This is a genomic window from Fictibacillus enclensis, assembly GCF_001457035.1.
Classification (GTDB): Bacteria; Bacillota; Bacilli; order Bacillales; family Fictibacillaceae; genus Fictibacillus_C; species Fictibacillus_C enclensis.
This window is the reverse complement of sequence record NZ_KQ758617.1, coordinates 1,323,845-1,347,893: the sequence shown is the minus strand read 5'-3', so window position 1 is coordinate 1,347,893 and position 24,049 is coordinate 1,323,845. Positions and strand designations below refer to the sequence as shown.

Here is a 24,049-nt window from a genome sequence, read left to right as displayed (position 1 = left end):
AAAATTAGATAAAGGAGTGTTGCATGCGTGGATTCTCACTTACATTTTCCGGAGGGGATGAAATGTTAGCCGAAAAAGAGATTAAAAAAGGACAAACCGATTATTCAGCCATTGCTTCTTCCCCGTCTTTTCAGAATTTGATTCGCCAAAAAAAGAAATTCCTTCTGCCTATGTCGATTTTCTTCCTGGTCTTTTACTTTACTCTTCCCATCATGACGTCCTACTCAACCATCTTAAATACGAATGCAGTCGGTGGCATTAGCTGGGCTTGGATTTTTGCATTTTCCCAGTTTGTCATGACGTGGATGCTTTGCATTCTTTATTCCCGAAAAGCGATAAAATTTGACCAAATCGCCGATCATGTCATCACTCAATCCGAAAAGGAGAAAACGAAATGAATACAGCTTTCATGCTGTTCCTCGGAATTGTTGCCATTACTCTTGTCATAACATACTTTGCTGCCAAACGGACCAATAATGCAAACGATTTTTACACTGCAAGCGGCGGCCTGACAGGATGGCAAAATGGTCTTGCCATCGCAGGTGATTACATGTCAGCCGCGTCGTTTTTAGGCATTGCCGGTTCTATTGCGCTGTCAGGATTTGACGGATTCTTTTATTCCATCGGGTTTCTCGTTGCTTATCTCGTCGTCCTCTATCTCGTGGCCGAACCGCTCAGAAACCTTGGTAAGTACACGATGGCCGATATGATCGCCTCCCGGTTTGATGATAGGAAGGTCCGGGGTGTGTCCGCCTTGAATACCATCACCATTTCCATCTTTTATATGATCGCCCAGCTCGTAGGAGCAGGAGCCCTCATTACTTTATTGCTCGGTTTGAAATACACAACCTCGGTATTAATCGTCGGTGTGCTTATGACGGTTTATGTGGTGTTTGGCGGCATGATGGCCACGAGCTGGGTACAGATCGTAAAAGCTGTTTTGCTCATGATCGGAACCTTTATTATCTCCGTCATGGTTTTTGCCAAATTCGGATTCAGTGTAACAGGGATGTTTGAGCATATGAAATCTGCTACCCCGCTCGGAGAGAGTTTCCTGAATCCCGGCAATAAATACAAAGACCCGCTGGATACAATTTCTCTCAACATGGCTCTTGTCCTTGGTACAGCCGGCCTGCCGCACATTCTAATCCGTTTTTTTACAGTAAAAGACGCTCCGACCGCGAGAAAGTCCGTCGTCTATGCCACATGGTTGATCGGCATCTTTTACATCATGACGGTTTTTCTGGGATTTGGAGCGGCCGCGTTTGTGGGAACGGATAGTATCGTAAAAGCCAATGCGGCAGGCAATATGGCAGCCCCATTGCTTGCCCGAGCACTCGGCGGAGATTTCTTGTTCGCCTTTGTATCAGCGGTTGCGTTTGCGACCATTCTTGCCGTGGTTGCCGGCCTTGTACTTTCCGCCGCATCTGCCTTTGCACATGATTTTTACAGCCAGATCCTGCGCAAGGGAAAGGCAACCGAAAAAGAGCAAATGAATGCCGCAAGATGGGCTTCCATCGGTGTGGCTGTTCTATCCATCCTGCTTGCACTCTTTGCCCAAAAACTGAATGTAGCCTTCCTAGTGTCTCTTGCTTTTGCTGTTGCGGCAAGTGCTAACCTGCCGATTTTGCTTCTCACTGTCTTTTGGAAGCGCTTTAACACCACAGGTGCTGTAACCGGCATGCTTGTAGGCCTTTTCAGTTCCCTGATCCTTGTCGCCATCAGTCCGAGCGTCTGGTCTCCGGAAGCGGGTGTCGCCATTCTCGTCGGAGACCCATTGTTCCCGCTTGCCAATCCAGGTATTGTTTCCATTCCGTTAGGCTTCATTGGAGCCATCGTAGGAACCCTGTTGTCAAGAAAGACCGTGGATCAAAGCAAATTTGATGAAATTCTCGTAAAAGTAAATACAGGTGTCGGGCTGCGGGATAACGCCTAACCGAAAAAAGGACAGCATTTCATTCATGCTGTCCTTTTTCCTTGTTCAGGGTATGCTTGCGTACGAGCGGATAAAAAACGATTCCCGATATCAAAAGTGACATGCCAAAAAGGAAGGTTTTAATATCCTCCGTACCTGCTTTTATAACCCATAACGAATACAGGGCAGCAAGAACCGCAATCAGTCCGTCGCCAAATCTCGATCTTGAAGCTCCTTCATACGTTTCCCCGGTGAAAACGAGTTTTACCTGATACAGGGAAGCCATCAAATAAGGAACGAGGAAAGCCAGTGTTGCAACAAAAATGACGAAATCAAATGCATCAGCCATTGATTGGGAAACTACGGAAAAAATAAAAAGCTGTGTCATAATATTAGTGACAATCAATGAAAAAGAAGGGGCGCCGTATCGGTTTTCTTTTGCGAACGCCGGAATAAACATCGATTTGTTGGCGGCTTGATAGGGAACCTCGGCTGCGAGCAAAATCCATCCTATGGTCGCTCCAAACAATGAGATCAGGCCTAGAATAGCCATAATACTGCTTCCCGACGGACCGATGACACTTTCCAGTGCATCCACAAGGGGCTTTTGTGAATGAATAAGTTCCTTTTGAGGAAGAGTTCCCATGACAAGAACCGTAATCCCTATATAAATCAAAAGAGCAATCAGGAGCCCGATGATGGTCGCCTTCTTTACATCATTTTGCCTTTTGGCCCGGTTGGAGAAAACCACCGCAGATTCCACGCCAACAAATGCCCAAAGGGTGGAAATGGCCGCTGCATTCAACTGACCCATAAACCCGATTGTTTCTCCCGAGCTGCTCTGCTTCGGTTCAACAAAGGGAGTCAGGTAGCTGGATTGAAAAGCAAACAAACAGATCAAGATAAAAAACAAGAATCCCGCAACCTTTGCCACGGTTGCTACCAGATTCGCCTTCCCTGCCCCTTCGATTCCTTTCAGGATCATAAAATGAAGACCCCACAATAATGCAGAACACACCAAAAAAGTGATCCCGCCCCCAAGTGTGACATCTGTGCTTCCTGCCGTAAAAAGAGGGTGTTTACTGGTCATCACCGGAAAGAAGGTGGACAGGTAGCTGGCAAACGTCGTAATGATTGCCACGTTGCCCGCAAAGTTTGCCACCCAATATCCCCAGCCCACGAGATAGCCTGCGACCAGCGAGGTTTCAGAGCCCTCCTTAAATAAGGCCTTCGCATAGTTTTGCGGTCCGCCATTCAAAGAGGGTTTTCTCATGGCAAGGTTGCCGAACACCAGGGCCGTCAACAATACACCCAATCCTGTAACCAACCATGCGCCCAGAACACCTCCAGGACTCGCTACTTCGGCCAGCGAACGGGGCAGCATAAATATCCCCGATCCAACCATGTTTCCTATAACCAATGCGGTGAGCACCGGCAATCCAAGCTTATGTTCGTTCATTTCAAATTCCCTCCAAGGTTATCATTCCTCCCTACTATCTCCCTCTTTGGCTATCACTAACCGTTTTTCACCGTACACAAAAAAGCATACAGAAAAAATCCGCATGCTTTCCCCATCGTTAAATTTTTAAAAACGTCATTCCGTTTTCCTGCTTCACTTTGTTTTCTTTAATTAATTTACCAAGTGCCCGTTTAAATGCTGCCTTACTGATGTCAAATTCATTTTTGATGTCATCCGGGTCCGATTTATCGGTATACGGCATCTGGCCTTTATGATTCTTCAAGTACTGATAGATCATTTCTGCATCTTCATTATACGCCTGTTCTTTTCTTGGCTTCATGGAAAGATTGACTCTTCCGTCTTCTCTCACAAACGTTACACGGCACTCCACCTGTTCGCCAAGCCGGAGCCGGCGCGTCATTTCATCGTTGTGAATAAAACCAATCAGATGATTTTCCGTAAACACCAAAGCTCCTGCTTCATTGAGTTTGTAAACATGGCCTGTCACAATCAGATTAAATTGGTTTTCTTCTGCCGATTCCGCTTGATCCACAATCTCCTGTTCAGTGGCAAGGTCGGCAAACAGTCTGCCTTTTTTATCAAGACGGAGTCCGCAGTACAACTGATCTCCAATAACCGGCCATTGATCCAACGGCCCCGGAAGGTCATCATTGGACAATAATACATCTTTATGTATGCCCATATCGAGAAATACTCCGAGTCGTTTTTGAGAGCCGACGACCGTTAGCCAGGCCAGTGTGTCCAGCCTTACTTTTGGCTGTGACATCGTTGCCGAAAGGCGGCCCTCATGATCTTGATATAAAAAGACATCAACGGTTTCTCCTTCTTTCAACTCCCGTGATGCTTCGCGTTTGTGAAGCATTACATCCTCTGCACCATTGCTTAAAAAATAGCCAAACTCACTCAATCTCGCCACTTTTAAGGCCGTGACTTCTCCGGCCCTTAACTTATTTTCCATAACCGCTCAATCCTTTTGCTCTTTTTCATAGTATTCACCTTTATATCAAAAATAGAAACCTACTTTTTTAGAAAGCAGGCTTCCTTTTTCCCATTATTCATCTTTCTTGTTTTCTTCGGCTTCCAATTCCATCAGTTTTTTGATCAGGATGTGCTGCGGCATATGCATGATTTGCTCTAACGGAACATTAAGTTTTTCGGACAGCATAACAGCTGTCTCCGCAGATATTTGTAAAGGTTTCATTCGATCAGCCTCCCTCCGCTAAGTATAGCAGACCTGATGCGTTCTTTAAAACAATCCTACCGCTTTTCCATCTTCCGTAACATCCATGTTCAGGGCAGCCGGTGACTTCGGAAGGCCTGGCATTGTCATGACATCCCCGGTGAGCGCAACAATAAAGCCGGCGCCTATGGATGCTTTTAATTCGCGAATGGTAATCACAAATTCCGTCGGCCGCCCGAGCTTCTTAGGATCATCCGACAAGGAATACTGTGTTTTAGCCATGCACACAGGAAGGGTAGACCAGCCTTGCTGTTCAAATTCTCTGAGCTGTGCCAACGCTTTTTGCGAGAATTGGACACCTGCCGCACCATATACCTTTTCGGCGATGGTAATTATTTTTTCTTCCAGGGGCTGATCAAGCGTATACAAAGGTTCAAAGGCATTCGTTTGGGATTCGATGATGTTCAGCACTGTGCGTGCCAAATCCTCGCCGCCTTCTCCGCCTTTTAGCCAGACGTCTGCAATCTCCACAGGAATGTTTCGCTCTCTGCACCAATTCAGGATATGCTGAACTTCCTCATCATGATCCGATACAAACCGGTTCAATGCCACGACAAACGGCAGACCGAACGCCTGAATGGTTTCAATGTGCTTTTCAAGGTTGGCAATCCCTTTTGCAAGGGCGGCTACATTCTCACCCGATAGTTGAGCCTTATCCACACCGCCATGCATTTTCAGTGCACGGGCTGTGGCAACAATAACAACTGCACTTGGCTTGAGTTCGCCGTATCGTGATTTAATATTTAAAAACTTCTCTGCACCCAAATCCGCTCCAAATCCTGCTTCGGTGACCACAAAGTCACCTAGCTTGCTGGCCAATTTGGTCGCAATGATGCTGTTGCAGCCGTGGGCAATATTCGCAAATGGCCCTCCATGTATAATGGCAGGTGTATTTTCCAGGGTTTGTACCAGATTGGGGCGGAGCGCATCCTTTAACAACAGGGTAAGAGCACCTTCCACCTTCAGATCACTAACGGTAATTGGCTGGTTATCATATGTATAAGCAACCACCATTCGGGAAAGCTTTTTCTTTAAATCTTTCAGATCCCGGGCGAGACAGAAAATGGCCATCACTTCTGAGGCAACAGTTATGTCAAAACCATCCTCACGCGGTACACCCTGTATCGGTCCGCCCAGGCCAATCACGATGTTACGCAAGGCGCGATCATTCATGTCAATTACCCGTTTCCAGACAATGCGGCGGGGATCGATATTCAGCTCGTTTCCACGGTGTATATGATTATCGATGAATGCAGCCAACGCATTGTTTGCTGTTGTAATCGCGTGAATATCCCCGGTAAAATGAAGATTGATTTCTTCCATTGGTATGACTTGTGAATAGCCTCCCCCAGCCGCTCCTCCTTTTAGTCCCATGCTCGGTCCAAGCGAGGGTTCACGAAGTGCAATGATCGCTTTTTCACCAATCCGGTTCAATGCCTGGCCAAGACCGACGGTGACGGTCGATTTTCCTTCTCCGGCGGGTGTCGGATTGATGGAAGTCACCAAAACCACCTTGCCTTCCGGTGCGGTTTTTAGTTTATCAAATAAATCCAGGGATAACTTGGCTTTATAGCGCCCGTATGGTTCCCAATCCTCTTCGGTCAGGTTTAGCTGGGCAGCAATCTCATCAATGCGTTTCATGCTTGCTTCTTGTGCAATCTCGATGTCGGACTTGTGTGTAACTTCCTTTGTCATCTGTGGTGTACCCCCTGTAAAAATACGTGCTATTCTTATTCTACAAAAAAACAGACATAAAAGATAATGTTGCTTTTCCTGCCTTTATAGTGTATCCGCATTTTTATTTTTGCTGCAGACCCATGTATACTATAATGGAAGGGATTACAATTTACATAATTAAAGGAGGTTCATTTTTATGGCAAAGATCACTGTTAAAGGTTTCGGCGAATATGAAATTGAAAACGGCAAGAAACTCGTTCTTGGACTTGAAGACCAAGGAGTGGATATTCTTCACCGTTGCGGGGGCAATGCAAGGTGCACAACCTGCCGGGTGGAAGTGCTGCAGGGCAGCTTCGGTGAGATGGGCGAAGCTGAACGAAACATCATCGAAACGAAAGGCCTCGGTGAAAATATCCGCCTTTCCTGCCAGGTAAGAGTTAATGGGGATGCTGAAATTGCACCCGCCATGACTTCCTCCAAAGATGGACTTGACGCAGGACCACGTCCAGCAGAATAAACCACTGCCACTGCCTGGGGGAACCCGCTTAATCCATGCGGATCTCCCCTTCTTTTTATCGTCTTCCTTCCCACTCCTCAAAAAAGACGCCCAAAAAGTGCTCCATTTCTTCATGGCGGCGAGCTGCCAGCTTTTTTCCATATTCAGTATTCATCCTGCTTTTGAGTTTTAGAAGTTTTTCGTAAAAATGGTTCACGGCAGTAGACGTCCCGTTCCGGTACTCGTCTTTTGTCATACTGCTTCTGACCATAATATCCGGGTCATAAATCAACTGTCCGATATGCCCCGAGTAAACAAATGTCCGTGCAATACCAATGGCTCCGATGGCATCGAGCCTGTCAGCATCCTGAACCACCTTGCCTTCAAGCGACGACATCAAACCTGTGTTGCCGCCTTTATAGGACATGGTTGAAATGATATTGAGAACCTCTGTGCTTACATGCGCAGGGACATCGTTCTCTTTCAACCACCGTTCGACTTTTTGAAGGCCCTCTTCTTCTGAACCATTCAATTTCTCATCGGCAATGTCATGCAAGAGAGCAGCCAGGCTGCAAATGAAAAGATTTGCCCCTTCTTCCCTTGCGATCGAACAGGCCAGTTTGTTCACTCTGTAAATATGCCACCAGTCATGCCCGCTCCCTTCGTAACCAAGCACCGCTTTTGCATAGTTTTCTGCCGCTTCCAGTATTTTGTTCAAATTTACTCCCTACTTTCTTCTTTCCTTATAAAAAATGGCTGCTGTAGACATACTAATTCAAAAACAGGTAGGTGAATGGGATGTCAGAACCGTACAATGAGTTAAAACAAGTGGATATGTCAATCCAGAGTGCACAGCGAATCATCGGACATGCAACAATGAGCATGGACCCGGGACAGCTGCATGCAGCCAAAGAAGCGCTTGATACCGCCAAACAGCAGTATGAGGAAGCACTCAAAACCCCCACTGGCATGGATGGGATGTTTTTGGAGCATGCCAAAGAGACTCTTCAGCAATGTGAACAGCAAATTAATGAGGCATTAAAGCCTTAAAGAAAGAAAAGCCGGAGAATTTCCGGCTTTTTATTATGAATATTAAACGGTAAGTTCCAGTTCAAGATTGTTTACATACGCATACGCTTTTTTCTTTGTCGTAATGTTATTTTCTTTAAAACCTTCCAGAAGAGCAATATAATAACTTCCATCAAACTCCCGTTGGACCTTCAATGTGATTTCGATCGATATACTGACCATATAATCACTCATCCCGGTGAAGTGTTTTCCGAATTCAATAAATGCTGTATCGCTTTCTTTCAATTTAATCCCTTTGGATGCAAGGTGCTGGAAATAGTCCTGGATTGAAAACTGCGACAAAATATCCCATCCCATTCTAAAAAAGATTCCTCTAAATTGTATCAATCCAAAATGGCTTTAATCAATTATTTCTTTTTTTCCATGAATGATATTGCCATTCAACGCCTGAGTGGCCAGGGTATCTGCTTCTTTATTGTCATTTCGGTTCAAGAGTTTATAGACAGGCTGAAGCCCGAGTTTTTTCATTTTTTCTTCAATCCGATCCATCCACCGCTGAAGGTTTTCTTCATAGCAAGGCCATTCCCCGCTCATTTGATGGATTACTCCCATCGAATCGCCTTTTATCGTTACAGACGTATGGTGAACACCCAAGGCGTCCAATTCATTGACGAGAAGCCAGAGAGCAGCATATTCCGATTCGCTGTTGGATGAAATCTCGTCGAACGCGGCATTCGTCCTTACGCGGTAATGCTTGTGGCTTTGTGTATAATAGATCGCTACCCCCTGGCCGGATTCCTGGATATCCTTTTGGAAGCCCCCGTCAAAGTAGGCAACAATATCTGTTGGCTCTGTCAAGATGACCGCCACCATTTTTTGAAGTTCTTTCCTGGACCAATAAATTCCGGATTCATCCATAAAACTCATATTGCCAAGCCGGCCTGTTTTCTCAATATCAGCCGCAAGCTGTACAGCACGCTCAACTGTAACAGGATCTGATACAAATCGGACCGTTTCTTTAGACTTTGCAGGTTTGTACTCCCATTCAAGCGTCAGTTTCAAAACCATGACCTCCAATCAAAATTAATCACTTACCTTATTGTATCCCATTTGGCTATAATAGAACTAACAGGAGGGATGATAGGTGATTGAAGTTTATATTGACGGAGCCAGTGCGGGAGACCCCGGGCCATCGGGAGCTGGGATCTTTATTAAACTGGGAAATGGTAAAGTTGAACAACACAGTATCCCACTCGGCAGCCTCTCCAATCATGAAGCGGAGTTCAAAGCCTTGCTTCTCGCTCTTGATATTTGTTTGGAAAAGAAGTATGATTCCGTGTCATTCCGAACAGATTCCCAGGCGGTTGACCGGGCAGTTGAAAAACGTTTTGCCAAAGACAAACGATATGACGGCCTCCTTCAGGAAGCGCTGGCAAAGATGGAGGCATTGCAATTGTTTTTTATCAAATGGATCCCAAGCAAACAGAATAAGGTGGCTGACGACCTCGCCCGTAAGGCCGTCCAGATGAATAAAACCACATAAAAAAAGAGCAGGCCATTTTCAGCCCACTCTGACATTGATTTCAAGTCTGGATAATTCGTCCTTCAATAACGAACGATTGACTTTGATTCGGATATCATCAAAATTCAAATCCACAATATCAGGAACATCCCTGTAGATTTCGCAAAGGTCGCGGCTTAGGAACGCCATCTCACGACCAAGTTGAAGCTTCTTGAAATATCTTTTATATTTCACATCCAGTTCATCCACGGATTCATAGATGCCTTCCACGCTTCCGTATTGCTGAACCAAAGGAAGCGCTGCTTTCTCGCCGACCCCTGCTACGCCGGGGATATTGTCACTCTTATCACCAAGCAATGCTTTCACATCCACCCATTGGGAAGGCTCAATTCCATAGTCATCGCGGAAATCATGCACTGTATATTTGATTTCACCCTTTTTGGCAGCAATAAGCTGGGAGGTTTGTTCGCACAAAAGCTGCAGCAAATCACGGTCATTGCTGTAGACGATGCATTCTCCCTGTTTTTCATCCCGCCATTTCTGGGTAAACGTACCGATAATATCATCTGCTTCATATCTCGGAATGGTAAACTGCGGAAGACCTAACGTATTAAAGAGCGTAACCGCTGTTTCGTACTGCTGGATCAATGGTTCCGGAAGCTCGTTTCTAGTTCCCTTGTAGTCCTGGAACTTTTCTTTGCGCAATGTTTCATTTCGCTTTACATCCCACGCGATGGCCAAATGTGTAGGTTCATGAATTCTTACAAGCTGAAGAAGCTTTTGGATCTTTGCCCGAAGGCCATTGATGAATAAGCCCTGTGAATTGCGCGTAAGCTGATCCCATTCCTTACCGTATGCTGTCGCAAAATAACATCTGCTCAGCAGGTTAAACCCATCGATTAACAGCAATTTCTCTTGTGTTTCTTCCGACATTCTTTCCACCATCCCGCCAATAATAAAAAAACTTATTTTACCCAGTAAGTAAAATAAGCTTGTTATGTATATCCGCTTTGCCGTAGCTCATCCTGTCTTAAAAACCCGTTCTCACAGGTGGGTATCCGCAGCGGTCTTTCCACCTTCCTCTGCGTAATGGAGAGGCACGGTGTATTCAACCCGTCATTTAAGATTCCCGTATTACTCATATCGGTTTAAGACAAAATAAGAGCCACTAACATCGCAGAATGTAATTATAACTCTAAAGTTGGAATTTGTAAATGATCTTACTTGGTTTTCTTGCCGTGGCGGTGATTGTCGCTTTGCTGCTCTTCGATAGCAGCAAATTCTGTGTCACTGCGCTGTTCCATTTTCTTTGCGTTATTATTACGCTGGGCATTGGCATTTCCTTTTTTCTGTTTTCCCAATATGGTCAGCTCCTGTATATAGAATATACCTATGGTTCCCGGAAGTCAAAAAAAGAATCCTCCTTATAATTTTCCTCATAATGGCAATCCTATGTAATAAAAGGAGGCTGGTTTACTCATGGCAAATGCTTATTTATGCCCAAACTGCAAAACCAACCGTACACGGTTTAACATTATTGATCAGGTCCCGCAATCGGTAAAACTGGATCCTGCAACTGGCTCCGTTGTCAACCAGTACAACAGCAATGAAGAGCTTGATCCTTTTCATATTCCTTACAACGGAGCCAGCAAACTCATTCAATGTGCTGCCTGCGGCGTAGTTGGTGAAGAAGAGACCTTTATTAAACGGGCTCAAAATAATCCCCTTTAAAGATGAACATTTTGTTCATCTTTTTTCATTTCATAAAAGGAAAAGCCTCTTTTTATCGCGAAATTATAATGAAATGAAACTAAAGGAGGATAAATGTTTGTCTGTTATACATCCTGATTCCTATCTTTTTAAAATTCCAAACTGCCAAATCGAGAAAAAAGAGTATCAGATTGTTTCTCAATATTATGAAAGTGAATCCTTCGTCTACAGAACCTTTATTGTTACCCAATCAGGAGCGCCGTATCTGTTGTACGAGCTTGCCATCACGTATGAAGCTGTGTACAAGCTCAGCCAATTTTTCCCCATTTATACTCCTGCTTTCCTGCTGCCCCTTGGATTGAACTTTGTGTATGACATGCTCAAAGCCCCCTGCCCCCGCCATACTTCATCATTAATCACCAAAGAACACATCTCTTCTTTAGCCATCCATTGGCGTTCTCTCCCACCAATCACCGATCCTGCTTTTCCTGAATCTTCCTCTTCATTATAATTAATCGCCGTTACTTCTCCTTTTTAAGAAGCTCTTTTTGTTGTGGCTGATGGGCTACTTCGCACCAGTCCAAAATCGTTAAGGTGATCATGGCTGCCGCCTCAAAAATTTTATCCATTTCAATGTATTCATCCGGATAATGAGCGACAGAAGTGACGCCAGGCCCAAATACTATGCTCGGCGTGTGTCCCAATGCTGTCAGAAGGCCGCCGTCTGTTCCCCATGGTGAGGCTTCAATAACCGGCTCGGCTCCGGAGATATCCTTAAAGCGCTTCTTGAGTAGCTGCATTAACTCATGTTCCTTGTCAATGGAGCCCGGAAGCCATTGCGCTCCGAACCATTCCACCCGGGGTGGATGTTTGGTTAACCAGTCGTCCTGAATACTTGTCATTCTGTCTTCAAGCTCTTTTCTTACTTGCTCTAGCGTTTCATCTGGAGCAACTCCAATTCTCCCTTCAATCATAATACAATCAGGAACTGAAGATGGCCAATCACCGCCTGATATTTTTCCAAGGTTGATTGGAACCGGAATCGGAATCTTCTCATACAGGGGATCGGTGATTCTTTCGTTTCTCGTTTTCTCAAGCCGCTGGATTTCCTGTATGACAACCATGGCTTTTTCAAGGGCGCTGACTCCTTCATACCGGGTTCCGCCGTGTGCAGAGCGGCCAAAAATATGAATTCTGAACCACATGGAACCTTGCTGGCTGGGGAAAATTTTCATGTTGGTCGGTTCTGGGATGATGGCGGCATCAGCTGTGTATCCCCTTAATATGGCGGCGAGTGTTCCTGCTCCCCCACTTTCCTCTTCCATTACACTATGAAAGATGACATCACCTTTTAAATCCAGCTTCAGATCCTTGATGCATTCCATTGCAAGCAACAGACAGAGATTGCCACCTTTCATATCTGTAGCTCCTCTGCCGTACAGCTTACCATCCTTAATGGCACCGCTGTACGGATCGTTGTCCCACTGGCTGATATCGCCCGGAGGGACGACATCCACATGGCCATTGAGAACAACTGACCTGCCTCCTCCTGTTCCTTTAATCACTGCGGCTACGTTCGGGCTGTTCGAAAAATCTGTTCGAGTCGCACAAAAATAGGGATGCTGAAAAAACTCCTCTTCGTCCGGATGCCAAAGATCTACTTCACAGCCTATATCTTTTAGCTTTTCAGCAATCAGCAGCTGTACCTCTTTTTCATTTCCCTGTTCGCTGTTCTTACGCACCATTTGCTGAAGGAACGAGATCGCCTCCGGTTTTTTCTTCATCATCCACTTCTGAATTTCCTCTAACATATAACCCCTCCTGCGTATTAGGCTTTATTGAAAGGTCACAACCTCATTACGGATTTCAAGCGGAGCGCCTGTTGATTCAACCACTTCTTCGACCGAATGCGGATGCATGACTTCTCTCAGAACAAGCCTTTCATCCACGATATCAATCACCGCTTTTTCGGTAATGATCATATGAGCTCCTCTTTTTACAGTAAGCGGCAATTTGCAATTCTTTACGATTTTGGGATTTCCCTCTTTATCGGAATGGTTCATCAGCACAATGACTTTTTTTGATTTTTGGGCAAGATCAATGGCACCTCCCATACCTGGCACTCTTTTTCCAGGAACGATCCAGTTGGCAATATCCCCCTGTTCGCTTACTTCCAGGGCTCCCAGCACCGTTATATCGAGCAGCCCCCGGCGGATAATTCCAAATGCCGTGGCACTGTCGAAATAAGAAGCCCCGGAAATCAGCGTTACCGGATAACCACCTGCATTGGAAAGGTTGCCGTCTTCTTTTCCCGGTGGGGGAGACCCTCCCATGCCGAGAATGCCATTCTCTGTGTGCAGCATCACTCCATAGTTTCCTGGAATATAGTCCGCGACTAGAGTCGGAATACCGATCCCCAAATTGACAATCATCCCCCGTCCAATTTCAAGGGCGGCTCTCCTCGCTATTTGGTGTCTTGTTTCAATTCCCAGACCCATTTCCAGTCCACCCCTTTGCTTTGAACGATATAATCCACAAAGACCCCCGGCGTTACAACACATTCCGGATCCAGCTGTCCGGCAGGAACGATTTCTTCCACCTCGGCTATTGTCACATTCCCGGCCATAGCCACCAGCGGATTCGTATTTCTTGCGCTCTTATCGTATATGAGATTGCCATACGTATCCGCCTGTTTTGCATATATGATGGAAACATCCGCTGTAAGAGCCGGTTCAACCATGAACGTTTTTTCTTGCACTTCCACTGTTTGCTTTCCCTTTTCCACGATGGTTCCAAATCCCACATCCACAAGAATCCCACCAAGACCCATTCCACCGGCTCTGATTTTTTCAGCGAGCGTTCCTTGAGGAATGAATTCGACTTCGAGTTCACCGTTTTGCATCTGTTTACCTGCTTCCGGGTTGGAACCGATATGGGAGGCGATCAGACGGGAAACCCGCTTTTCGGTAATCAGCTTTCCCGGTCCGATCCAGGGGAATCCTGTATCATTGCTGATCATGTAAATGTCCTTAATCTGTTTATCAATCAGCACATTAATCAAGCCTGGCGGAGCGCCAACCCCGCCAAATCCGCCGACCATCAGGGTCATGCCGTTAAAGAAATGGGTTGCTGCTTCTTCTATAGATATCTGCTTGGTTTTTGATGAACCTTCTGTTGATTGGTAAACCATTCTTTATCATCCCTCCTTAACTTGTGGCTTTATGGGCGAGTATGCCAGCTGAAATGAGGCCATTCATGAGTTCCTCCATACTTTCATCCAGTATTCTTAGCATTTCATAGATTTGGAATGAGGTAATAGTTAAAGGAGGGGAAATCAAAACCGAATCACCCTCAAATCCAGTCACTCCGCCAAATGCAGGATAGATGACAAGCCCGTTTTTAAAACAGAAAGAAATAAACATTTCCCCCACGCGGTGCGTGACTGAAAAAGGAACCCGGGTGGCCGCATCGCTAACCATCTCCAGGCCGCATAGCAGCCCTTTACCTCTGACTTCACCGATGATTGGATATTTTTTCTGAAGGTCTTTAAGGCCTGCGATCAGTTTTTTTCCCTGATCCTCTGCGTTCCGTACGAGTTCGTGCTTCTCCATGTAATCGATCACTTCCCCGCAGACCGCTGCTGACAGCGGATTTGCACTGAAGGTATGCCCGCTCATGACGATTTTAGAGCCTTTTCGGATCACATCAATGATCCGGTCGGATACCATTGTAGCGGCCATTGGTGTATATCCCGCACTCATTCCCTTGCCAAGTGTCATGATATCAGGTTCTATCCCCCAATGCTCTACAGCAAACATTTTGCCCGTTCTTCCCATGCCGGTCATCACCTCATCGGCAATCGTCAGGATATTGTGCCGGTCACAAATCTCTTTGATTTTTTCGTAATAGCCCGGAGGCGGGGTTACCGCTCCTCCTGCTGCACCTACAATCGGTTCAAAAATAAAAGCCGCAATGTTTTCGGACCCGATGTCTCCGATGGCCTGCTCCAGCTCATGACCGCATGCCAGCCCGCATCCCGGATAGGTCTTGTTCAGCGGGCAATGATAACAATAGGGAGCTGGTACAGCAGGAAAATCTTCAAGCAGGGCAGTAAACCGTTCTCTTCTCAGAGCATGCCCTGACATTGAAAGCGCACCCAGTGTTATTCCATGGTAGCTGGTCCATCGGGAAATGATTTTGGTCTTTGTGCGGATCCCCTGCTCTTGAAAATATTGAATTGCTACCTTTAATGCAGTTTCGGTTGCTTCAGACCCGCTGTTTACAAAAAATGTCCAGTTCAAATCTCCGGGAGCCAAAGCTGCAAGTTTATTTGCCAGACGTTCAGCCGGAGCACTTGTGAAATGGGAGCGATACACAAAAGCGATCTGTTTTGCTTGTTTCTCCATAACCCCGGCAATTTCCTCCACACCATGACCAATGTTCGCTGTTACCGCTCCAGAAGAACCATCGATATACCGTTTTCCATCCGTATCGTACAAATAAATACCCTTACCATGGCTGATCATCGGATAATTTGCATCCAAAACCGGTTTGATGATGCCTGATTTCTCCACGGGGGGCACCCCTCTCTCTTATGTTGGAAAGCAACGGATCAGATCCATTGCTTTAAAAGGCTCAATTATAAAATTTAAAGTAGTTCTTCTTTAAAAAACGTTCTGTGGCCATGAGCTCTTTGAATGACACCACTTTTCCCAGCTTATTTGTATTAATCAAAAGCAATTGATCCTCGATCTCTTCGACCACATGATCTTCATGATATTCCATGCCGCAGGATGAACAGCTCACCGCAGGAATCTCATCAATCTGGAGCGCACGGGTTCCATCATGGAGCTCCCAGTAGCCAGTTTTTTTCGTATCCACAGCCGCATCTTCATTACACCACATGCATTCCTTCAACAGCTGCACCTCCTTCTAGGCTTCTTTTACCGGATCATTGTCAGTTTTTGTTGCTTCTTTTTGCTGCTCATGCTTATATTTTTTTTCTTTCATTTCATCCCTTTTTCCGCGCTTATCCTTGAGGGTGGCATGCTCAGGATTGGTCTCATACGTTTTTCTGCGGTCGAATCGGTTTAATCCTTCCGGAACAATATTAAACTTTTCATCTTTGATCAGAGCGGTGATGCCAATCGCTGCAGGTTGCTCTGTGATATTCATCGTTTCATTAAAATAATCATCCGCTTTTCCCGCCACATAGTTTTGTGGCTCTGGGTAGGAAGTGATCACGCCCTCAAAGTTTCTCAGGATCACTTTGTCAGGACTTTGTGAAATAAGATAATTTGGCTGCAGCGAAATTTTTCCGCCGCCTCCAGGCGCATCTACAACAAAAGTCGGCACCGCATAACCTGATGTATGTCCGCGGAGTGCTTCGATAATTTCCAGACCTTTAGAGACCGGCGCCCGGAAATGGCCAATTCCCTCGGACAAATCGCATTGATAAATGTAATAAGGACGGACCCTTATTTTTACGAGGTCATGCATCAATTTTTTCATAATATGTGTGCTGTCATTGATCCCTGCAAGAATAACGGACTGGTTGCCAACCGGAACTCCGGCATTTGCCAACATTTCACATGCCCGTTTGGATTCCTCGGTAATTTCAATCGATGTATTAAAATGAGTGTTCAGCCAGACTGGATGGTATTTCTTCAAAATCGAGCAAAGGTTCTCTGTAATGCGCTGCGGAAATACGACTGGCGCCCGGGTGCCGATCCTGATAATTTCCATATGCGGAATGGCTCTCAGCCTCTTTAAAATATATTCGAGAATGTTGTCGTTGATTAATAAACCATCGCCACCCGAAATCAGGCAATCCCGCACCTGGGGAGTTGCGGCAATGTAATCAATGGCGGCGTCCAGCTGCTTTTTTGGAACCCCCATGCCAATCTGGCCGGAGAACCTTCGTCTAGTGCAGTACCGGCAATACATCGAGCACTGATTGGTTACTAGAAACAGGACCCGGTCAGGATAACGGTGAGTCAATCCCGGTACAGGTGAATCCTCGTCTTCATGTAGGGGATCTTCCAAATCATATTTTGTTTTCAGGATTTCCTTACTGACAGGAACCGACTGCATTCGTATCGGGCAGCGGGGATCATCCTGGTCCATCAGCCAGGCATAATACGGTGTGATATTCAGAGGGATGGTCATGGTTGATATACGGACGCCTTTCTCTTCCTCAGGCGTTAAATTGACAACCTTTTTTAAATCTTCCAGCGTTCTGACAGTATGAGTTAACTGCCATAACCAGTCGTTCCATTGTTCCTCTGTGACATCCTTCCATAACTCGATCTCTTTCCAATGTCGTTTTGGCTGGTACAATCCATTTACGATCGGCATGATGTTACCTCCTTGTATACTGAGCTCATATTCTACAGTTGCAAGTTTCGTGCCAAATCAAACTCCCCATCATTTAGCGGTTTTTCTGCGACTGTGCGGTTAATTACCAATGTATGCGTTCGCTGACCTGGATGGGAAAAAGAAAAAACCGCCGAATTTTCGGCGGTTCGTCATGTTTTCATTCGTAATTTATATTGAAGGGTTTGTCGCGGGATTTTCAGGAGCTGTGCTGCTTGTTGGATGTTTCCGTCTGTTTTGGAAAGTGCAGTGGAAATCAGTTCCTCTTCCCTTCTTGCCAGTGCTTCACGCAAAGGCACGATAGAGGTTTCTGTCTGAGACTTGCCCGTTACCAAAAGATGACGGGGGAGGTCGGAATTCCGGATGGGGTGATGATCTTCTGCCATGTTCATTGCGTATTCAATGACATGTTTGAGCTCCCGGACATTTCCCGGCCAACGATACCGGCATAGAAGCTGAACCACTTCATCTGTAATGCCTTTGACTTGTTTATGAAAAGTGTGGTTGTAATGAGAAATGAAATGGCGGGCAAGAAGTTCAATATCCAATTGCCGTTCACGAAGAGGTGGAACCTCAAAGAAAATGACATTCAGACGATAGTAAAGGTCTTCCCTTAGCTTATTATTTTTAACACAATCCACCGGATGTTCATTTAATGCTGCCATAATCCTCACATTAACAGCCTTCCCTTTTGTTTCCCCCACCCTGCGCACCACTCCGTCCTGAAGCACCCGCAGCAGCTTGGCCTGGATATCAAGAGGCATAGAATTAATTTCATCAAGGAACAAGGTGCCCCCGTCGGCCAGTTCAAAAAGCCCCGGCCGTTCGACGGCTCCCGTAAAACTTCCTTTTAAGGTGCCGAACAAAATACTCTCGAGCAGCTGTGACGGAATGGCTGCGCAGTTTTGCGCGATGAATGGTTTGTTTTTTCGTGGAGACTGATTGTGAATCCCCTGGATTAAAACTTCCTTTCCGGTTCCCGTTTCCCCAAACATCAACACGGGGGACGATGTCTGTGAGACTTTTATCAGTAGGTGTTTCAATTGTTCAATGGCAGGGTCCGCCGAAATAAAATCAGCCAGCTGGTAGGAAGCGAAGTGCCCGTGGGTAACTGGTTTTGGACGCGCTTTATGAAATTGAGCCTGCATATCAAGAAGTTTTTCGGACAGCTGTTTGATTTTGGTCAAATCTTTTGAGATTTCAATCGCCCCGATCAGTTTGCCATTGACTAACAGTGGAAGAGTGGTATTGACCGTATCCACTCTCTTTCCGTTAAAGTTCGTATAGGTTTGCTGCTGATTGATGATCGGCTTTCCGGTTTTGATGACTTTTAATAATGTGCTCGTATCCTGATTGAGGGAAGGAAAAGCATCGAGAACATGATAGTCGATGACGTCACTCACCTTTAACCCATCCAGTGATGCAGCTACTTCATTATAAAAAATGGTCATCCCCTTAGCATCGACCGCATGAATACCTTCGTCAATCGTTTTTAAAATGGCCTTGAGTATTTCGATAGTTTCCACTTTTTCTGTCATCACGGGCACCTCCGTTGGGATCAAAGACATGCTGCTGAAAATTCATCACAACTGCCGAAAATCCGGCACTACAAGGAGGATAAATCTTTTACCCACAAGTTCATGTCTTCGTATTTATCAAAAATAAGGCAGTTTTTGATCAATCTCCCTTGATAAAGATAACCTCTTTGAGAGAAGACAGCGTTCATTCCAAAAGATAAGGAACGGGCAATCGAATAGGCACAATAGATGTGGCGGGATTTTAACTCTTGTTCCAGCTGGTCGATGAGTATCTTCATCAGACCAAATTTACGATGTTCCAGCAGGGTGGCACAATCAGTAAGTTCAGCATTGTGATAGGTCTGATTGATGTCGGCAGAAGCAGCGCTTACTACTTCCCCCTGATGTTCGATCACATAGTATACTGTTCCATTTTCCATTGTTTTTTCGATATAGTCCGAATCGTTCATCGGCGTGGGATAGACTTCAAAAACCTTGCTGTATAATCCAGCCAACCGGGTACAATCTTCAGGAACAGCCAGGCGTACTGAATACGATTCCGGCAAAACGGTTTCTTGTTTCGCGGGCGGAGTGGAATGAATCTGGTCCATGATTCGATCCTGTTCCACCCAAAAGTCGCTTCGTTTGCGTTCATTGCTATAATATTTACACATGGCTACGCAATTGCTGCCATTAAAATAGCGGCTGAACCATGCCTCAGGTAGAAAACCTAATGAAAGCAGTTCAGGAAGATGTTCCGCTCTTGCTTTAATAATCACTTTTGAAAAGTTTTGCTGCTGGATCAGGTCGTGAATCGCCTTGACCATCGATTGAATGTTTCCTCTGTAATCGTCAACACGAAGCCGTTCGTTAAAAAAATCAAGACAAATGGAAGCTGTAATGTCATGCTGCTTAATCGTTGTATTTTTGTAGTATGTGTCTGTTTGCATACTCCTGCACCCCCTGATTTTCTCTTCTTCCCTATTCCATATGTAATGAAGGGATTCCTTCAAGATTCTTTTCCCAGAAAAAAGCCGCAATTCACTTGAAAAACGAGTGATGCGGCAAGCCTTTGTCTGAGGTGGTTGATTTCCATTCCAGGATGATCGCTTTTTCTCGGGCGGTCGCTGAGCCTTACCGGCACGAGCACCTATCAAAAAATATTAAATCATTATAATACGGTACGTGAAATTTTATTTTTTCGTTTCAACCGGATTATCGTCATAGGAGATCCAGTCGCTCCAGCTTCCTGGATACAGTACCGCTTGTTCAATGCCTGCCTCACTCATGCCAAGGATGTTGGCACAAGCTGTGACTCCTGAACCGCAATACACAACAATTTCTTTTTTGCCGGCAAGATCTTTATGCAGTTCTGCCAATTCCTCTGTCGAGTGCCATTCTTTTGTGCTGTTGCTGTTCTTTAACCACGGTTTGTTTATGGCCCCAGGAATGTGTCCCGCTTTTTTGTCGATCGTTTCTTGTTCCCCACTGTACCTGGCCGCATCCCGTGAATCGATAATAACCGTATTTTCTTTTTGCATCGCCTGCTTTACTTCTTCCATTCCCACTGCCTTCCAATCACTTTCACGGATAATGAAGTCGGTTGGTTCAGGGACGGTACGTTCATCTGTAACAGGATACCCGGCTTCTTCCCAGGCGGAGTAGCCTCCCTGTAGAACAAACACTTTTTCGTGTCCCAGGAATTTCAGCATCCACCATAACCGTGCAGCCATTGAGCCATTCTGGTCGTCATAGGCTACCACTGTTTTTTCCTCATTGATGCCAAGTCTGCCAAATGTGGCTGCTGCCTCTTTTTGGGAGGGCAATGGATGGCGGCCGCCGTGCTCTGTTATCTCTCTTGATAAATCCTTGTCCAGATCAACATGCACGGCACTTGGAATATGGGATTTTAAATACCTGTTTCTTCCTTCTTCCGGGTCTGCCAAATTAAATCTGCAGTCATAAATGAGAACATTCGAGCGTGATAAATGAGTGCTCAGCCATTCTTGTGTTACAATGTGTTTCATGAGGCGACTCCTTTCGAAAATAATTACGTTATTTTTTGAAACATAGGGGAAACTGATGTCATAAGCAATACTAGTAAAGTGAGGATTGATAACATGGATAATCATATTCCAGAAGCCTGTATCGTACTCTTTGGAGCTACAGGTGACCTGGCTCACCGTAAACTGTACCCTGCGCTCTTCCAATTGTACCAAAAGGAAAAGCTCAACGAAAAGTTTGCAGTAATCGGAGTGGGAAGAAAAGATTTTTCACATGAGAAATTCCGGGAGGACGTTATTGCTTCCGTTGCCAAAACTGGGGATTTCCCAACTGAAAAAGTGGATACATTTGCATCACATTTTTATTTTATTCCAATGGATGTTACAAATGAAAAAAGCTATCATCAACTGAAAGACCTTGCCGATGAGCTTGACAGCACCTATTCCCTTAACGGAAACCGCATGTACTATCTTGCCATGGCCCCACAATTTTTCGGGACTATTCCTACCTTCCTGAAATCGGAAGGATTGACAGAGACCGCTGGTTGGCAGCGTCTGGTTATTGAAAAACCATTCGGCCATGACCTTGCTTCTGCCACCGAACTTAACGAGCAGCTTCAAAAAAGTTTTCCGGAAGAAAGCATTTACCGCATCGACCACTATCTTGGAAAAGAAATGGTGCAAAACATCCAGGTGATCCGTTTCGGAAATGCGATTTTTGAATCCATCTGGAACAATAAGTACATTTCTTCTGTACAGATTACTTCCAGTGAAACCCTTGGTGTGGAAGACCGCGCTTCGTATTATGAAAAATCCGGAGCGATTCTGGACATGCTTCAAAACCATATGCTGCAAATGGCCATGATGGTGGCCATGGAACCTCCAGGCGGATTGGATCCAAAACTGATCCGGGATGAAAAAGTAAAGGTTCTTCGTGCGCTTCGTTTTTATAATGAAGATGAAGTCGCGAAAAATATCATTCGCGGCCAATACAAAGAAGGTTCAATGAACGGCAAGACCGTTCCTGCCTACCTTGATGAAGAAAACGTAGATCCAGCGTCAAAAACCGATACATTTGTAGCGGCAAGAATTTTCATCGACAACTTCCGCTGGGCTGGCGTCCCGTTTTACCTTCGTACAGGAAAACGCATGGCAACCAAAGCTACAGAGATCGTTGTTCAATTTAAAAATGGCCCTATGGCCCTTTATCATGAACATAATGACCACTACCAGCCGAACCTGCTTAGAATCCACATCCAGCCGGATGAGGGGTTGAGCCTTTCATTGAATGCGAAGCCGCAAGGTGATTTCCCTGCCCTGCTTCCAATCAACATGAATTATTGCAATAACTGCCAAAATGAGTTGAACACCCCAGAGGCTTATGAAAAGCTGATGCACGACTGCCTGCAGGGCAATTCAACATACTTCACACGCTGGGATGAAGTTGCCCTTTCCTGGGAATTCATTGACGGCATTACAAACGCCTGGAAAAACAAGGACATTCCACTTTTCAAATATTCGTCCGGTACCATGGGACCGCTTGAATCTGAAGAGCTTCTTAATGAAGACGGTTATACATGGTGGCCGCCGACCAACGTTCGGAACGAAATTAATGAATAAAAAAACTCACGGCTTTTCAAAGCCGTGAGTTTTTTAATGCAATGCAGGATTGAGGGATTTGGCAGGTTCTTCTGTTTGTTCCTTTTCATCACTTTGTTTCTTTTCCTTTTCCCCTTTTTCCCCTTTTTCCGGCTTGATCGCAAAGAATGCGAGCAGTGCGGCCAGCAGGCTGATGCCCGAAGAAACATAAAATACATAGGAATGATCCGATTTCATGATCAGAGCGTAAATCGGCGGTCCCAAGGCCACACCAACAAACCGCATCGAACTGTAAAGTGAAGTAATCGTCCCTCTCTCTTCTTTTTCGATACCTTCTGTAATCAACGCATCGAGGCATGGCAAAGCCGCTCCGATTCCGATTCCGCTCACAAATAAAATGCCAAGCAGAAAATAAAGCCCGTCTGTAAACGTCACACTAAGTATCGAAACAGACAAAAGAAAAATACCGCAAAAGGTTAGCCATTTCATCAGCAGTTTATTTTGGCCGATTTTTTTCCCGGCAAAAAACGAAGAAATGGAAAGCGCCAATAATGGGATGGCAAGAACAAACCCTTTTTTCACACCTTTGATGCCATAGGTTTCCTCAAGCGTTGTGGACAAATAAAATAAAACACCAAAAAGGACAAACATAATAATGCCGCCGATAGCAAAAATCGCGATGAGCCATCTGGCATTATTTTTGAAGGTTTTCTTAAACGATTGCAGAAATTTTTTGAATGCAGCTTGTGCTTCTTCTTCTTTTTTTGGTGTTTTTACAAGAAACGAAACAAGACCGATGGAGATCAGGCAAAAAATCGGAATAAACCAAAAGGGCAAATGCCAGACGACAATGGCCAAGGCGGCTCCGATAATCGGGCTCAGCACTTTTCCGAACGTATTGCTTGTTTCAATTAAACCAAGGCCTGAGCTCACGTCCTTCTCATCCTTAAACATATCCCCTACAAGGGGAAGAACAACCGGTGCTGCACCAGCAGACCCAATCCCCTGCAGCAGTCTTCCCAAAAGTATAATGTAGTACGGATTATCCATTTTCCATGAGGCCCATCCGGTGACCAGACCGCCGAGTCCGGCAATGATCAAGCTGGGAATGATCACCTTTTTTCTTCCAATCCGGTCAGAGAGATAGCCTGCAATAGGAATGAGTAGAATGGCCACTATGGAATAAACCGTGATGATCATAGATACTTGAAATGCTGAAATATGAAGTTGTTTTTCAATTGATGGCAAGACAGGAATAAGCATAGAGTTGCCCAGTGTCATCACAAGCGGTATGGATGCCAGTGAGATCAGAGCAAGCTTGTTGTTTGAATCTTTATGATTTGATTCCATGTTCTCCTCCAAATCGCAAACAGGCGTTGATCTTTCTTAGTATGCTTTTATGTGCTTTTACCATACAAGAAAATCAAACCCATTGACTGGAAACAAAGATTAAAGCTAAACTTAGGTACAAACGAACATGGATACA

27 protein-coding genes and 1 other RNA gene are annotated in these 24,049 nt (G+C 45.3%); 8 read left to right on the top strand and 20 right to left on the bottom strand.

Translation table 11 applies throughout. From position 1 onward, the window contains the following. Positions 1 to 62 precede the first annotated feature (62 nt). Entirely contained in the window at positions 63 to 398 is a 336-nt protein-coding gene (locus AS030_RS07055; protein WP_061971614.1) for a DUF485 domain-containing protein, read from the top strand. Further along, positions 395 to 1,936: a solute symporter family protein gene (locus AS030_RS07050; protein WP_061969878.1), complete on the top strand. Its 1,542-nt coding sequence runs from the start codon at positions 395 to 397 to the stop codon at positions 1,934 to 1,936. Before AS030_RS07055 ends, AS030_RS07050 begins: the two co-directional genes overlap by 4 nt. Positions 1,937 to 1,955: 19 nt before the next feature. Here the strand turns inward: AS030_RS07050 and AS030_RS07045 are convergent, their stop codons facing one another. The 4 genes from AS030_RS07045 to AS030_RS07035 form a co-directional block, all read right to left on the bottom strand. Next, a complete protein-coding gene (locus tag AS030_RS07045; RefSeq protein WP_061969876.1) occupies positions 1,956 to 3,374 on the bottom strand; it encodes an amino acid permease in 1,419 nt (472 codons plus the stop codon). Between the two features lie 118 nt (positions 3,375 to 3,492). Then, on the bottom strand, positions 3,493 to 4,353 hold the full coding sequence (locus AS030_RS07040) for a CvfB family protein (protein WP_061969874.1): 861 nt from the start codon (positions 4,351 to 4,353) through the stop codon (positions 3,493 to 3,495). A 93-nt stretch (positions 4,354 to 4,446) separates the two neighbouring features. Continuing rightward, positions 4,447 to 4,596 carry a YycC family protein gene (locus AS030_RS22940; RefSeq protein WP_074440479.1) on the bottom strand — a complete coding sequence of 50 codons (150 nt, stop codon included), beginning with the start codon at positions 4,594 to 4,596 and terminating at the stop codon, positions 4,447 to 4,449. 45 nt (positions 4,597 to 4,641) lie between these two features. Beyond that, entirely contained in the window at positions 4,642 to 6,330 is a 1,689-nt protein-coding gene (locus tag AS030_RS07035; RefSeq protein WP_061969872.1) for a formate--tetrahydrofolate ligase, read from the bottom strand. Between the two features lie 178 nt (positions 6,331 to 6,508). Between AS030_RS07035 and AS030_RS07030 the strand changes: the two genes are divergently transcribed. Continuing rightward, the gene (locus AS030_RS07030) at positions 6,509 to 6,829 is read left to right on the top strand and encodes a 2Fe-2S iron-sulfur cluster-binding protein (protein WP_061969870.1); all 321 of its coding nucleotides are present in this window, start codon (positions 6,509 to 6,511) and stop codon (positions 6,827 to 6,829) included. 55 nt (positions 6,830 to 6,884) lie between these two features. Here the strand turns inward: AS030_RS07030 and AS030_RS07025 are convergent, their stop codons facing one another. Beyond that, positions 6,885 to 7,526 (bottom strand): HD domain-containing protein, encoded by a 642-nt coding sequence (locus AS030_RS07025; RefSeq protein ID WP_061969867.1) that lies wholly within the window; start codon positions 7,524 to 7,526, stop codon positions 6,885 to 6,887. Between the two features lie 80 nt (positions 7,527 to 7,606). Between AS030_RS07025 and AS030_RS07020 the strand changes: the two genes are divergently transcribed. Further along, on the top strand, positions 7,607 to 7,858 hold the full coding sequence (locus AS030_RS07020; RefSeq protein ID WP_061969865.1) for a DUF2564 family protein: 252 nt from the start codon (positions 7,607 to 7,609) through the stop codon (positions 7,856 to 7,858). A gap of 42 nt (positions 7,859 to 7,900) precedes the next feature. Here AS030_RS07020 and AS030_RS07015 read toward each other — a convergent pair whose 3' ends face one another. Then, on the bottom strand, positions 7,901 to 8,179 hold the full coding sequence (locus tag AS030_RS07015) for a DUF6123 family protein (RefSeq protein WP_240482222.1): 279 nt from the start codon (positions 8,177 to 8,179) through the stop codon (positions 7,901 to 7,903). Positions 8,180 to 8,236: 57 nt separating this feature from the next. Beyond that, positions 8,237 to 8,899 carry a reverse transcriptase-like protein gene (locus tag AS030_RS07010; RefSeq protein WP_061969861.1) on the bottom strand — a complete coding sequence of 221 codons (663 nt, stop codon included), beginning with the start codon at positions 8,897 to 8,899 and terminating at the stop codon, positions 8,237 to 8,239. An 82-nt stretch (positions 8,900 to 8,981) separates the two neighbouring features. Between AS030_RS07010 and AS030_RS07005 the strand changes: the two genes are divergently transcribed. Beyond that, the gene (locus AS030_RS07005; RefSeq protein WP_061969858.1) at positions 8,982 to 9,380 is read left to right on the top strand and encodes a reverse transcriptase-like protein; all 399 of its coding nucleotides are present in this window, start codon (positions 8,982 to 8,984) and stop codon (positions 9,378 to 9,380) included. A gap of 18 nt (positions 9,381 to 9,398) precedes the next feature. Here the strand turns inward: AS030_RS07005 and AS030_RS07000 are convergent, their stop codons facing one another. From AS030_RS07000 to AS030_RS24005, 3 genes are all read right to left on the bottom strand, one after another. Then, positions 9,399 to 10,292, bottom strand: coding sequence for a 5'-3' exonuclease (locus tag AS030_RS07000; protein WP_061969855.1), 894 nt, complete (start codon positions 10,290 to 10,292; stop codon positions 9,399 to 9,401). Between the two features lie 65 nt (positions 10,293 to 10,357). Next, a non-coding RNA gene (ssrS, locus tag AS030_RS06995) (6S RNA) lies at positions 10,358 to 10,545 on the bottom strand. Positions 10,546 to 10,579: 34 nt separating this feature from the next. After that, positions 10,580 to 10,720, bottom strand: coding sequence for a hypothetical protein (locus tag AS030_RS24005; RefSeq protein WP_164988858.1), 141 nt, complete (start codon positions 10,718 to 10,720; stop codon positions 10,580 to 10,582). Positions 10,721 to 10,838: 118 nt separating this feature from the next. On the opposite strand from AS030_RS24005, the gene AS030_RS06990 reads away from it, so the two are divergent. Together AS030_RS06990 and AS030_RS06985 are read left to right on the top strand one after the other, a co-directional pair. Further along, a complete protein-coding gene (locus AS030_RS06990) occupies positions 10,839 to 11,090 on the top strand; it encodes a hypothetical protein (RefSeq protein WP_061969852.1) in 252 nt (83 codons plus the stop codon). Between the two features lie 97 nt (positions 11,091 to 11,187). Further along, entirely contained in the window at positions 11,188 to 11,580 is a 393-nt protein-coding gene (locus tag AS030_RS06985; protein WP_061969850.1) for a hypothetical protein, read from the top strand. Between the two features lie 10 nt (positions 11,581 to 11,590). Here the strand turns inward: AS030_RS06985 and AS030_RS06980 are convergent, their stop codons facing one another. The 9 genes from AS030_RS06980 to AS030_RS06940 form a co-directional block, all read right to left on the bottom strand. Further along, a complete protein-coding gene (locus AS030_RS06980) occupies positions 11,591 to 12,880 on the bottom strand; it encodes a peptidase (protein ID WP_061969848.1) in 1,290 nt (429 codons plus the stop codon). 24 nt (positions 12,881 to 12,904) lie between these two features. Beyond that, on the bottom strand, positions 12,905 to 13,567 hold the full coding sequence (locus AS030_RS06975; RefSeq protein ID WP_061969846.1) for a 3-oxoacid CoA-transferase subunit B: 663 nt from the start codon (positions 13,565 to 13,567) through the stop codon (positions 12,905 to 12,907). Next, positions 13,534 to 14,259 carry a CoA transferase subunit A gene (locus tag AS030_RS06970; protein ID WP_061969844.1) on the bottom strand — a complete coding sequence of 242 codons (726 nt, stop codon included), beginning with the start codon at positions 14,257 to 14,259 and terminating at the stop codon, positions 13,534 to 13,536. Before AS030_RS06970 ends, AS030_RS06975 begins: the two co-directional genes overlap by 34 nt. A gap of 16 nt (positions 14,260 to 14,275) precedes the next feature. Further along, the gene (locus tag AS030_RS06965) at positions 14,276 to 15,643 is read right to left on the bottom strand and encodes an aspartate aminotransferase family protein (protein ID WP_061969841.1); all 1,368 of its coding nucleotides are present in this window, start codon (positions 15,641 to 15,643) and stop codon (positions 14,276 to 14,278) included. Positions 15,644 to 15,704: 61 nt separating this feature from the next. Further along, positions 15,705 to 15,974, bottom strand: coding sequence for a YokU family protein (locus AS030_RS06960; protein ID WP_061971611.1), 270 nt, complete (start codon positions 15,972 to 15,974; stop codon positions 15,705 to 15,707). 27 nt (positions 15,975 to 16,001) lie between these two features. Then, positions 16,002 to 17,426, bottom strand: coding sequence for a lysine 2,3-aminomutase (gene kamA / locus AS030_RS06955; protein WP_420889636.1), 1,425 nt, complete (start codon positions 17,424 to 17,426; stop codon positions 16,002 to 16,004). Between the two features lie 170 nt (positions 17,427 to 17,596). Next, complete coding sequence (locus AS030_RS06950; RefSeq protein WP_061969838.1) at positions 17,597 to 18,982, bottom strand: sigma-54 interaction domain-containing protein; 1,386 nt, start codon at positions 18,980 to 18,982, stop codon at positions 17,597 to 17,599. Positions 18,983 to 19,050: 68 nt separating this feature from the next. After that, positions 19,051 to 19,911 (bottom strand): putative beta-lysine N-acetyltransferase, encoded by an 861-nt coding sequence (gene ablB / locus AS030_RS06945; protein WP_061969835.1) that lies wholly within the window; start codon positions 19,909 to 19,911, stop codon positions 19,051 to 19,053. A 243-nt stretch (positions 19,912 to 20,154) separates the two neighbouring features. After that, positions 20,155 to 20,988 carry a sulfurtransferase gene (locus AS030_RS06940; RefSeq protein ID WP_061969833.1) on the bottom strand — a complete coding sequence of 278 codons (834 nt, stop codon included), beginning with the start codon at positions 20,986 to 20,988 and terminating at the stop codon, positions 20,155 to 20,157. 93 nt (positions 20,989 to 21,081) lie between these two features. Between AS030_RS06940 and zwf the strand changes: the two genes are divergently transcribed. Next, the gene (zwf, locus tag AS030_RS06935) at positions 21,082 to 22,584 is read left to right on the top strand and encodes a glucose-6-phosphate dehydrogenase (RefSeq protein ID WP_061969831.1); all 1,503 of its coding nucleotides are present in this window, start codon (positions 21,082 to 21,084) and stop codon (positions 22,582 to 22,584) included. Between the two features lie 33 nt (positions 22,585 to 22,617). Here the strand turns inward: zwf and AS030_RS06930 are convergent, their stop codons facing one another. Beyond that, the gene (locus AS030_RS06930; protein WP_061969829.1) at positions 22,618 to 23,913 is read right to left on the bottom strand and encodes a bacillibactin exporter BcbE; all 1,296 of its coding nucleotides are present in this window, start codon (positions 23,911 to 23,913) and stop codon (positions 22,618 to 22,620) included. Positions 23,914 to 24,049 lie beyond the last annotated feature (136 nt).

What these genes read in the sequence shown, in the direction of transcription:
- AS030_RS07055 (WP_061971614.1), top strand. Translation starts at nt 63, where the DNA reads ATGTTAGCCGAAAAAGAGATTAAAAAAGGACAAACCGATTATTCAGCC.
- AS030_RS07050 (WP_061969878.1), top strand. Translation starts at nt 395, where the DNA reads ATGAATACAGCTTTCATGCTGTTCCTCGGAATTGTTGCCATTACTCTT.
- AS030_RS07045 (WP_061969876.1), bottom strand. Translation starts at nt 3,374, where the DNA reads ATGAACGAACATAAGCTTGGATTGCCGGTGCTCACCGCATTGGTTATA.
- AS030_RS07040 (WP_061969874.1), bottom strand. Translation starts at nt 4,353, where the DNA reads ATGGAAAATAAGTTAAGGGCCGGAGAAGTCACGGCCTTAAAAGTGGCG.
- AS030_RS22940 (WP_074440479.1), bottom strand. Translation starts at nt 4,596, where the DNA reads ATGAAACCTTTACAAATATCTGCGGAGACAGCTGTTATGCTGTCCGAA.
- AS030_RS07035 (WP_061969872.1), bottom strand. Translation starts at nt 6,330, where the DNA reads ATGACAAAGGAAGTTACACACAAGTCCGACATCGAGATTGCACAAGAA.
- AS030_RS07030 (WP_061969870.1), top strand. Translation starts at nt 6,509, where the DNA reads ATGGCAAAGATCACTGTTAAAGGTTTCGGCGAATATGAAATTGAAAAC.
- AS030_RS07020 (WP_061969865.1), top strand. Translation starts at nt 7,607, where the DNA reads ATGTCAGAACCGTACAATGAGTTAAAACAAGTGGATATGTCAATCCAG.
- AS030_RS07000 (WP_061969855.1), bottom strand. Translation starts at nt 10,292, where the DNA reads ATGTCGGAAGAAACACAAGAGAAATTGCTGTTAATCGATGGGTTTAAC.
- AS030_RS06990 (WP_061969852.1), top strand. Translation starts at nt 10,839, where the DNA reads ATGGCAAATGCTTATTTATGCCCAAACTGCAAAACCAACCGTACACGG.
- AS030_RS06980 (WP_061969848.1), bottom strand. Translation starts at nt 12,880, where the DNA reads ATGTTAGAGGAAATTCAGAAGTGGATGATGAAGAAAAAACCGGAGGCG.
- AS030_RS06975 (WP_061969846.1), bottom strand. Translation starts at nt 13,567, where the DNA reads ATGGGTCTGGGAATTGAAACAAGACACCAAATAGCGAGGAGAGCCGCC.
- AS030_RS06970 (WP_061969844.1), bottom strand. Translation starts at nt 14,259, where the DNA reads ATGGTTTACCAATCAACAGAAGGTTCATCAAAAACCAAGCAGATATCT.
- AS030_RS06960 (WP_061971611.1), bottom strand. Translation starts at nt 15,974, where the DNA reads ATGTGGTGTAATGAAGATGCGGCTGTGGATACGAAAAAAACTGGCTAC.
- kamA (WP_420889636.1), bottom strand. Translation starts at nt 17,426, where the DNA reads ATGCCGATCGTAAATGGATTGTACCAGCCAAAACGACATTGGAAAGAG.
- AS030_RS06950 (WP_061969838.1), bottom strand. Translation starts at nt 18,982, where the DNA reads ATGACAGAAAAAGTGGAAACTATCGAAATACTCAAGGCCATTTTAAAA.
- ablB (WP_061969835.1), bottom strand. Translation starts at nt 19,911, where the DNA reads ATGCAAACAGACACATACTACAAAAATACAACGATTAAGCAGCATGAC.
- AS030_RS06940 (WP_061969833.1), bottom strand. Translation starts at nt 20,988, where the DNA reads ATGAAACACATTGTAACACAAGAATGGCTGAGCACTCATTTATCACGC.
- zwf (WP_061969831.1), top strand. Translation starts at nt 21,082, where the DNA reads ATGGATAATCATATTCCAGAAGCCTGTATCGTACTCTTTGGAGCTACA.
- AS030_RS06930 (WP_061969829.1), bottom strand. Translation starts at nt 23,913, where the DNA reads ATGGAATCAAATCATAAAGATTCAAACAACAAGCTTGCTCTGATCTCA.